The organism is Brumimicrobium aurantiacum (assembly GCF_003402975.1).
Lineage (GTDB): Bacteria > Bacteroidota > Bacteroidia > Flavobacteriales_D > Crocinitomicaceae > Brumimicrobium > Brumimicrobium aurantiacum.
The window spans coordinates 1-9,309 of record NZ_QURB01000015.1; the positions used below are offsets into that span (position 1 = coordinate 1).

The 9,309-nt window shown below is 36.3% G+C and carries 10 protein-coding genes and 1 pseudogene; 5 read left to right on the plus strand and 6 right to left on the minus strand.

Annotated features, from left to right (window positions below; translation table 11 throughout):
• Positions 1-96 precede the first annotated feature (96 nt).
• From DXU93_RS14775 to DXU93_RS14800, 6 genes are all read right to left on the minus strand, one after another.
• Positions 97-621: an efflux RND transporter periplasmic adaptor subunit gene (locus DXU93_RS14775; protein WP_116882079.1), complete on the minus strand. Its 525-nt coding sequence runs from the start codon at positions 619-621 to the stop codon at positions 97-99.
• A gap of 1 nt (position 622) precedes the next feature.
• Entirely contained in the window at positions 623-1,831 is a 1,209-nt protein-coding gene (locus DXU93_RS14780) for a TolC family protein (protein ID WP_116882080.1), read from the minus strand.
• The gene (locus DXU93_RS14785) at positions 1,828-5,628 is read right to left on the minus strand and encodes an efflux RND transporter permease subunit (protein ID WP_116882081.1); all 3,801 of its coding nucleotides are present in this window, start codon (positions 5,626-5,628) and stop codon (positions 1,828-1,830) included. Before DXU93_RS14785 ends, DXU93_RS14780 begins: the two co-directional genes overlap by 4 nt.
• A 95-nt stretch (positions 5,629-5,723) precedes the next feature.
• The gene (locus DXU93_RS14790) at positions 5,724-6,152 is read right to left on the minus strand and encodes an HYC_CC_PP family protein (protein WP_116882082.1); all 429 of its coding nucleotides are present in this window, start codon (positions 6,150-6,152) and stop codon (positions 5,724-5,726) included.
• 148 nt (positions 6,153-6,300) lie between these two features.
• Positions 6,301-6,753: a DUF305 domain-containing protein gene (locus DXU93_RS14795; protein WP_205679279.1), complete on the minus strand. Its 453-nt coding sequence runs from the start codon at positions 6,751-6,753 to the stop codon at positions 6,301-6,303.
• Positions 6,754-6,846: 93 nt separating this feature from the next.
• The gene (locus tag DXU93_RS14800) at positions 6,847-7,035 is read right to left on the minus strand and encodes a hypothetical protein (RefSeq protein ID WP_116882083.1); all 189 of its coding nucleotides are present in this window, start codon (positions 7,033-7,035) and stop codon (positions 6,847-6,849) included.
• Positions 7,036-7,347: 312 nt separating this feature from the next.
• On the opposite strand from DXU93_RS14800, the gene DXU93_RS14805 reads away from it, so the two are divergent.
• The 5 genes and pseudogenes from DXU93_RS14805 to DXU93_RS15245 form a co-directional block, all read left to right on the plus strand.
• The gene (locus tag DXU93_RS14805) at positions 7,348-8,097 is read left to right on the plus strand and encodes a hypothetical protein (RefSeq protein WP_116882084.1); all 750 of its coding nucleotides are present in this window, start codon (positions 7,348-7,350) and stop codon (positions 8,095-8,097) included.
• 93 nt (positions 8,098-8,190) lie between these two features.
• Entirely contained in the window at positions 8,191-8,445 is a 255-nt protein-coding gene (locus DXU93_RS14810; RefSeq protein ID WP_116882087.1) for a hypothetical protein, read from the plus strand.
• A 49-nt stretch (positions 8,446-8,494) separates the two neighbouring features.
• On the plus strand, positions 8,495-8,686 hold the full coding sequence (locus tag DXU93_RS14815; RefSeq protein WP_116881320.1) for a hypothetical protein: 192 nt from the start codon (positions 8,495-8,497) through the stop codon (positions 8,684-8,686).
• Between the two features lie 80 nt (positions 8,687-8,766).
• Positions 8,767-8,949 (plus strand): hypothetical protein, encoded by a 183-nt coding sequence (locus tag DXU93_RS14820; RefSeq protein WP_116882085.1) that lies wholly within the window; start codon positions 8,767-8,769, stop codon positions 8,947-8,949.
• Positions 8,950-9,191: 242 nt separating this feature from the next.
• Positions 9,192-9,309: pseudogene (locus tag DXU93_RS15245) on the plus strand (ArsR/SmtB family transcription factor); the annotation flags it as partial.

Below are 9,309 nucleotides of genomic sequence, written 5' to 3' on the forward strand. Positions count from 1 at the left end.
ATAGGTCTTCCTGACTTTACTAATTCTACTATGAGAATTTTAAAGTCATTGTCATACTTCTTTGCCATAAATCAAATTTAATCATTTCGGGCTTAATTAATCTGTCACAACAAATATAGACACTCCATGGGCAGCCACCAATTCTGGAGAATAGATGTAAGCCAAAACTTGTCCTCTTTGAACAGCTTCTCCAGTAAAATTAACTGTCAATTTTTCAATTCTACCCGGAATATGTGAAGACTGCGAAAAAACATTTCTTTCATCTGTTTTCACTTTTCCGTTCATGCGCACTTCCTTGATAGGCTTTTGTTTAGAAACAATGGAAGTTTGTACAGAAGCCAATTGCATAGCCGTTGGAGACATTCGAATTTCTAAAGGATTTCCATCATCGTTAGAATCCGTGCTCAAAGGAATTAAATCCATTCCACACAAAGGACAAGCTCCGGGTTCATTTGCTCGAATTTGAGGATGCATTGAACACGTCCAAATGGTTTCTTCAGAATGATCGTGAGCTTCCGCTGAATTTGAGCTTTTATCTGCTGAACCAAAAATCATCCACCCCAATAATAAGCCTAAAACAAGAGTGGAAATTGCGATATATATTGTCTTTCTATTTTTCATTTTATTCTGATTTTGCTGTTAAATAATCGAGTTTAGCTAAGGCCGTAAAGAAATCTTTAACCGCTGTAGCTTTTCCTATTTGATAATTAATTAAATCTTGTTGCATGCGCAGTATTTCTTCAAAATCATCGCCCGAATTGCTGTATTCCACTTCGAGCAGATGAATAACTTGTTTGGTTCTTTCAATTTGTTGTTGATAAAGTAAAAACTTTTCCTTTGCACGATCCAATTCGTATCTTGTCATTTCATAATTGGAAATCAACTCATTTTCAAAGTCTTTTTTGTAAAATGAAATGGCTTCTTGTTTTAAATGCGCTTCTTTTTTCAAGGCTTTGTATCTATTTCTGTAAATAGGAAGAGAGATACTCACCATAGGCATTACCATGTTTTGAGCATCGGGCATAAATCCATAATCCAAACCTACACCGAAACTAGGTGCTCCTTCTTTATTGGCTAAGGTTTCCGAAGCTTGAGCGGACTGATATTCTAAATCCAAAGCTTTTAAACTGGGATGATTTTCCAACAAGCTGTCTCTTCTATAATTCAAAGGGATTTCTGCCAATTGTATCGTTTCTTCAATTTCTATTGCGGCTGTATCTGATTTATTCAACAGCCTATTGAAACGCACCGTAAAAGGTTTGATCTTTTCTTCGAGCAACTTAATTTCTGTGGTGGTGCTTTCAATTTTGATATCCACCCGCAGCACATCGGCCATACTGTTTTTGCCAACCTTAAATCCTGTTGTGGCGAGTTGCTTATAACTTAACAACACCTTTTTATTCTCCTTTTGCAATTTGATTTCCTGATGCAATTCGTAAAGCGGATACCAAGCCGACTTTACCTCCATAAACAGTTGATTGCGTTCATTTATAAATTCCTGATAAAGTGCTTCGGATTGAAGTTGATAAACATTACCCGACGTTTCCAAAGTACCAAACCAAGGAATCATTTGTTGAATACCAATATTTGCTTTCGCGTTTCCTACGTGAGGAGTAACAGGACTCAGTAAATAACTGAAGGAAATGCTCGGATTCGGAAGTGAATTCATTTGAGCAACCCTTTGAATAGCGGCTTGAAACTCCGAATACTTGGCTTTTAATAATGGATTGTTTTCTGCAGCTTCCTCTAAATATTTATCCAAAGATTGAGCAGATCCATTTGTGTTTATTCCTATAAATAAAGCCAATAGGATTTTTAAATAATTTCTCATTTTGTTTGTTTTTTAAATTTACGTTCCTCTTTCCAAGCGTATAAAACAGGAACTATAAAATAGGTGATTGAAGCAAATAACATCCCTCCAAAAGCTGGAATAGCCATCGGTATCATGATATCAGACCCCCTTCCTGTAGATGTTAAAATTGGAAGTAGGGCTATGATTGTTGTCGCTGAAGTCATAATTGCAGGTTTTATTCTACGTTGACCAGCAATAACAACTGCGTCTCTGATTTCTTTTAAAGAATTCGTCTTGTTTTTCTTAAAACTTTGATCGAGGTAAGTTCCCATTAAAACTCCATCATCGGTAGCAATACCAAACAAGGCAATGAAACCAACCCAAACAGCGACACTCATATTGATGGTTTGTAATTGAAACAAATCCCGCATGTGTGTGCCGAAGAAATTAAAGTTCAAGAACCAATCTTGTCCGTAAAACCAAAGAATGATGAATCCACCGCTAAATGCCATTGCAATTCCTGTAAAAATCATCAAAGAAGTACTCACTGACTTAAATTGGAAATAAAGAATGAGGAAAATCACCACGAGTACCAGTGGAACAATGATCGCCAAACGTTCTTCAGCCCTCACTTGATTTTCATAATTTCCAGAGAATTCATAATTCACTCCGCTTGGAACGATTAATTCACCATTATCGATTTTGTCTTTAATAAAACGCTGTGCATCTTCCACAACATCTACTTCCGCAGCGCCATCTTTTTTGTCGAAGAGTACAAAACCTACGAGAAAGGTATTTTCACTTTTTATCATTTGTGGACCTCGAACATATTCAATATCCACCAATTCAATCAATGGAACTTGAACTCCCGTTGGAGTGGGTACAAATACTTTCTCCAGCTGACTAGGATCATCGCGGAGTTCTCGTGGATAGCGTACACGCACAGGAAATCTTTTACGTCCTTCTACAGTTGACGTAATTTCCATTCCACCAACAGCCGTTTCCAAGGTTTGTTGCACATCTTCAATATTCAATCCATACCTGGAAATAGCATCTCTATCAATATCGAAATGTAAATAAGGTTTACCTACAATTCTGTCCGCAAATACAGCTTCTTTCTTTACGGTGGGTACTTCCTTTAAAATTGATTCTAACTCCATTCCGAAATCTTCAATTGTTTCGAGATCCGGACCAAAAACTTTGATTCCCATTGGTGCTCTCATTCCCGTTTGAAGCATCACTAATCGTGTTTCAATCGGTTGAAGTTTTGGTGCAGAAGTTACTCCTGGAATATTTGTCACTTTAATTATTTCATCCCAAATATCATCTGGAGAACGAATACTTTTTCTCCAATTTCGGAAATACTGTCCTGAATCGTCTGAAATTAAGTCTTCTCGGCCAATATTTTTATGAATTGCTTCTTCAGTACTGAGTGTATCGCCATTTTTTAGAATAAAGTTATTGTCCTCATCTACTTTAAAACGTTCACGGTGACCTTTCTTGTTGAGCACGTATTCCGATTTATAATTGATTACATTCTCATACATTGAAATTGGAGCAGGATCTAAGGCAGACTCAACCCTTCCCATTTTCCCCACTGACAATTCAACTTCTGGAATATTAGCCAAAAGCATATCCAATTGTTGAATTACTTGTTTGTTTTGCTCAATTCCTGCATGAGGCATCGAGGTCGGCATCAATAAAAAGCTTCCTTCATCTAAGGATGGCATGAACTCTTTTCCTAGACCAGGCATAGAATGAGAAAGTTCATTCCAAACAGAAGTCGTTCGAATATTCACCCCAATTTTGTCAAAACCAGTGGCAACAAATCCAAATATGGAATTAAATCCAAGCCATGCTGTAGAACCAAATAAGATCACAAATGCAGGAATCATTAAGAATTTCTTTTTATTATTTAAACACCAATTCAGTAAATTGATATAGTATTTTTCTAATAAATAGAATCCACCCAAAATGAGACTTACTATAATTCCAACAAACAAAAAGTTCATTAGAGTAGATTTACTAGCTCCCAATGGCATCCAGTATTCTGCCAATAACCAAACCACAGAAATTACAGTAATAACGATCGGCAGGTTTTTGATGAAAAAGTTTTGTTTTCCGCTGTATTCTTTGATGAACCACGCAATCCCAAACGCCAGTAAGGTCAATCCACCCCAAATACTAATCCAGATAGCGGCAATTATTCCACCAACTACTAAAAGTAAATTCACAATAATTCCTTTGGTATTTTTCTTGATTTTAATTTTGAAAACCAAATGTGCCAAGGTTGGAAGGATGATTAATACCACAATTAAAGAAGCCAATAATGCAAAAGTCTTGGTAAATGCCAATGGTCGGAACAGTTTTCCTTCTGCGGCTTCCATTGTAAATACTGGAATAAAACTCACAATTGTGGTGGCAACAGCGGTTAGAATAGCCGAACTTACTTCAGCAACTCCATTATAAACCGTATCAATCAACTTCTGACTCTTGGGTGATTCTTTAATGTGTTTTATAATGTTTTCGGAGAGAATAATCCCCAAATCGACCATGGTTCCAATCGCAATTGCAATTCCCGAAAGCGCAACAATGTTGGCGTCAATATGAAAATAACGCATCGCAATAAAGACCATCAGGATTGCAACAGGAAGCAGACTTGAAATAAGAATTGATGCTTGCAAATTGAGCACCATCACTACAACTACTAGAATCACAATCAGCAACTCTAGTGATAAAGCTTCCTCCAGCGTACCAATGGTTTCGTTGATGAGCTCTGTTCTGTCGTAAAAAGGCACAATAGTCAATTGACTTTCTGTTCCATCGGCTAAGGTTTTCTTGGGTAATCCACTGGCAATTTCATCTGCTTTATCTTTAATATTATTGATGACTTGTAAAGGATTAGCTCCGTATCTTGCCACAGCAACACCACCTACAACTTCAGCACCGTCTTTATCTAATAATCCACGTCGGGTAGAAGGTCCCAAGTTTACCACCGCAATGTCTTTGATTCTAATGGGAACATTGTCATTTACCGTAACCACAGCTTTTTCGATATCCTCGATACTTTCCACATATCCAAGACCTCTTACCAAGTACTCCGCTTTATTGATTTCAATGGTTTTGGCTCCAATATCTCGATTTGATTTCTTTACAGCATTCATCACATCATAAAGTGGGATATCATAAGTTTTCAAGGCATCGGGATCTACATCGATTTGATATTCTTGAACATAACCTCCAATGGAAGCCACTTCAGAAACTCCTTCCACCGCATTAAGGTTGTATTTCACAAAGAAATCTTGAACTGTTCTGACTTCATGTAAATCCCAACCGCCAGTTGGATTCCCGTCTTTGTCACGTCCTTCCAAAGTGTACCAATATACTTGCCCCAATGCTGTAGCATCAGGACCTAAAGCAGGTTGAACATCGTCAGGTAATAAGTTAGCAGGAAGAGAATTCAACTTCTCAATAATTCTTGATCTCGACCAATAGAATTCAACATCTTCTTCAAAAATGATGTAAATACTACTGAATCCGAAAATAGAAGAACTACGAATTGACTTTACTCCAGGAATTCCAAGAAGTGAAGTCGTTAATGGATAAGTGATTTGATCCTCGATATCTTGAGGTGATCTTCCCATCCATTCGGTAAAAACTATTTGTTGATTTTCTCCAATATCTGGAATAGCATCAACTGCTACTGGGTCTGAAGGTAAAAAACCTGTTTCCCAATTAAACGGAGAAGTAACCAATCCCCATCCTATAAATAAAGCCAGTATTAAAATAGTAACCAGCTTGTTTTCAATAAAATATCTAATAATTCTATTCAACATAACATACAATTAAAATGAATAATAAATTCATTGAGGAATACGAAAGTATCCTCTGACTTCATTCTCAATGAATGAAATAAAAATTGTATGTTTTTCTAGATTATAAATACTTGATGCAAGACAGAAATATCCTGATCAATAAAGGGAGGCCGATAGGTTTCGAAAGTAGGTTTCTCTTCTTGTAAGAAAAGGTAATTACTAACAAAAGAATAAGCAAAAGCTACAGCAAACTTAAATTCTATGTGCGTATTTGCAGAAACTTGAGCTTTGTTGTAATCAATTTCAGCAGAAATAGAATGATATTCATTTTCACAGCAACCTTTCTTTCCGATAACTTCTTTGTGTTCATCATTTTCACATGAATCCATTTCCATTGAAGTCATTCCACAACTCAAATCTGAATGAACCAAACTAAAGGTAGATTCTACCGCTTCACCACCGCAATAATGCGTAATGTGCGTTAGTCCCGAATTTAATACGAGAATAACCAGCATCAGTAATATGGATGAAATTCTTTTTAACATAGCTGTGAATTACAACAAATATAGGAAAAAAATATGATGAACTAGTATTAAACAACTCTAAATACCTTGTTTGAAGTTGGAATCCTAAGAGAGAGGTTTGTTCCATGATTAGTCGAATTAGCAACACCTCCCCTGGCTCTAAGTTGTATTATTCTTCTAATCTTTCAATCATTTTCTTCATCTCTTTAATCTCTTTCTCTTGAGCCTCGATAATGTCTTCTGCAAGTTTTTTGACCTCAGGATCACTGATTTCAGCATTTTTACTTGTCAAAATAGCAATAGAATGATGGGGAATCATTGCACGCATCCAGCGGACATCTTCTACAGGAATTTGTTGACGCACTAAAAATGTAGAAATAGACATTAAGATTAAACTCCCAACTATAATAGCAGTGTTCTTACCTTTATTGGTGTACATTTTTCGCATAAATAGGAACATGATAATTGCCATTCCTCCAATTCCTATGAGTGTCATGTACATCCTTGTCCAACTAAAGTAAACATGACTGAATTCATAAGTGTTAAAATACATTGTGATGTACATTGAAATTGCAGAGCAAATCAACATGAGAATAAACTTGGTATAATTTGACTTTTTCATATGTTAATTTTTAAGATCTAAATTTTATCCAAAAAATAATTGATTTAACTCGTTTTCGCAAATTAACTAAACCAACTATTTAGTTAAAAGTTCTCAAAACAACACTTCCTCCACCTCATCAAAGTCCAAACCTAAATACTCAGCGCATTCTTTTATGGAAACATATTGGTGTGATTTTTTAAGGTAATGTTCCTTCATTTTTTTGATGAGTTCACGTGAGTATCGTTCAGACTTTCCTGTGATGATCATCACGTCTTTAGTATGTAGAACGATTCGTTTCATTTTTCTTGTTGTTTTTTAGTGCTTTTTGACTTTTCTCATACTTTATCCATACAATATGTATATACCTGTTATGCCTTTGAGGTATCTAAGAGAATTGAGGTTCTCCTTTGTTTTACAAAATTATAGTAATTGGGAGGATATAAAAAGAGCAAAAACACAGCAAAACAGCACAAAGATTATTGAACGGAAGTGAATTGTATTAAATTCCTGTTGCTTGATTTAGATTAGATGTATCAATTTCATGTCGCGACGAAATATGAGGAACGCTGAGAAAGTCTCAGCCGGATATTGTCAAATTAAAATTGAGTAATCATGGCAAAACAAAAAGGAATAATCAAGCTTACAGGTAAGATTGGAGATTTGTCTTTTTACAAGTCTAAGGATGGTTATTTGGCACGTGAGAAAGGCGGTGTTGATGGAGAAAGAATCAAAAATGATCCTGCTTTTGCAAGAACCCGAGAGAACGGAAGTGAATTTGGGTTGGCAGCCAATGCAGGAAAGACATTGAGAGATGCTTTTCGTCCAATGATGATGCGCGCAGCTGATAATCGAGTGACATCAAGACTAACGAAAGTTATGTCTTCCATTCGAAAATTGGATACGACAAGTGGACGTGGAAACCGTTCAGTTGGAGTGGCAATTCAAAATCAAGGAGCCAAAGACATGTTGAAAGGATTCAATTTCAATGTACGTTCGAAGCTGAATACAATTTTGTATAGACCATTAAGTCTAGATCCTGCAACAGGAGAAATCGAAATTGTGGATTTAGTGCCAACAAATCATATTGTTGCACCAGCAAATTCAACACATGTATCTTTTACAGCTGCATGGGCAAATGTTGATTTTGAGAATGGAACCTATGAATTAGCACTTTCAGCTCCTTCGAATTTACCACTGGACAGTACGCAATCGACAGTGGCAGTTGCACCCGCATCTGCACCGACAGCAACAGGAACAGCGGTATATATCTTACTTTTAGAATTTTTCCAAGAAATCAATGGTACGCAATACAGTTTAAACAATGGTGGCTACAATGCCATGAACATTGTGGACGTAGTATAATTTTCAATAGATAGCAAAACATTCAATTGTTTGGATGAAGTAATTATATCTAATGAAAAGCGAAAAATGAAAAGTGAAAAAAATCTAATGATTATGGAAAAAAGAAAGCAAGATGCATTGGCTTCATTGGCTAAAAGATGCACAAATGAAACTCCTCCATTTTTCAAGAAGCTAAGAACTGCAGGATTGGTGTTGGCCGCAATCGGAACAACGATTGTTTCAGCACCAATTGCATTGCCCGCAATGGCGGTAACCATCGGAGGATATGTTCTACTTGGTGGAACTGTTATCACAGCAGTGAGTCAAACAGCAGTTGGGGAAATGGATTGTGAGGAAGAAGAAAAATAGTATTAACCAGTTCTCTAATTACAAAAAGGAGAACAAAAATTGAGAAATCATGGCAGAAAATGAAAATGCAACACCTGAAATGGTGGTCAACGTAAAGAAATCAGGACCAAAGTTTAAAGCCGGTTCCGAACTGGCAAGTACAGTGAACAAAATTGATATTGACTGGGACAACCAAACTGAAGAAGATTCAGGAATATTGACCGTATCAGTTAAGATCGGATCTAGTTCAGATGGCGAGTAAACTTTAGAAAATAAATTTCTGAGTGAGAGCCACCAAGCAATTCTGCCTGGTGGCTTTTCTCATTTTAAAACAGATCATAAATGGAACATTCAAATGACAACACAACAGTAATAGGAACGGTATCAGGAACGATATTAAGCATCCTCGCCACATTTGATATTCAAGACATAATCAAAACAATTATTCTCGCAGCCATTGGTGCAACAGTTAGTTTTTTAGTGACAAAGGGATTGAAGTGGATTTGGGGGAAGTGGAGGGGATAGGTATTATGTTTGAAAGCCTACTCGATAATTTTTAAATATGGTTTTATTTATTAGTTTTATGGTAATAAAAACCGGTAAAACTGTACAATAAATTTATTTCAAAAATGCTTAATACAGTTTGGCTGGATATATAAAAAGTTAGCGGTCAGGCAATAAAACGACCCGAGAAACAAATCGGGTTATTTTTAAAATATTGTATTTTAGCATTTGCTTAAATAAACAAGTTGACTATCTTTGTGTTTATGGAAAACAATTCTTGCATAAGACAACAAGCGGACATTAAACAAATCAACCGTTGTAAAGACCGAGTTGCAGAACTCAACGGCTCGTTTGACTACTTATCGAACGGACTTGAATTGG

Excerpts from the sequence above, each read along its gene's own strand:
- DXU93_RS14790 (WP_116882082.1), bottom strand. The coding sequence starts at position 6,152 with ATGTTAAAAAGAATTTCATCCATATTACTGATGCTGGTTATTCTCGTA.
- DXU93_RS14795 (WP_205679279.1), bottom strand. The coding sequence starts at position 6,753 with ATGAAAAAGTCAAATTATACCAAGTTTATTCTCATGTTGATTTGCTCT.
- DXU93_RS14785 (WP_116882081.1), bottom strand. The coding sequence starts at position 5,628 with ATGTTGAATAGAATTATTAGATATTTTATTGAAAACAAGCTGGTTACT.
- DXU93_RS14780 (WP_116882080.1), bottom strand. The coding sequence starts at position 1,831 with ATGAGAAATTATTTAAAAATCCTATTGGCTTTATTTATAGGAATAAAC.
- DXU93_RS14810 (WP_116882087.1), top strand. The coding sequence starts at position 8,191 with ATGGAAAAAAGAAAGCAAGATGCATTGGCTTCATTGGCTAAAAGATGC.
- DXU93_RS14800 (WP_116882083.1), bottom strand. The coding sequence starts at position 7,035 with ATGAAACGAATCGTTCTACATACTAAAGACGTGATGATCATCACAGGA.
- DXU93_RS14805 (WP_116882084.1), top strand. The coding sequence starts at position 7,348 with ATGGCAAAACAAAAAGGAATAATCAAGCTTACAGGTAAGATTGGAGAT.
- DXU93_RS14775 (WP_116882079.1), bottom strand. The coding sequence starts at position 621 with ATGAAAAATAGAAAGACAATATATATCGCAATTTCCACTCTTGTTTTA.
- DXU93_RS14815 (WP_116881320.1), top strand. The coding sequence starts at position 8,495 with ATGGCAGAAAATGAAAATGCAACACCTGAAATGGTGGTCAACGTAAAG.
- DXU93_RS14820 (WP_116882085.1), top strand. The coding sequence starts at position 8,767 with ATGGAACATTCAAATGACAACACAACAGTAATAGGAACGGTATCAGGA.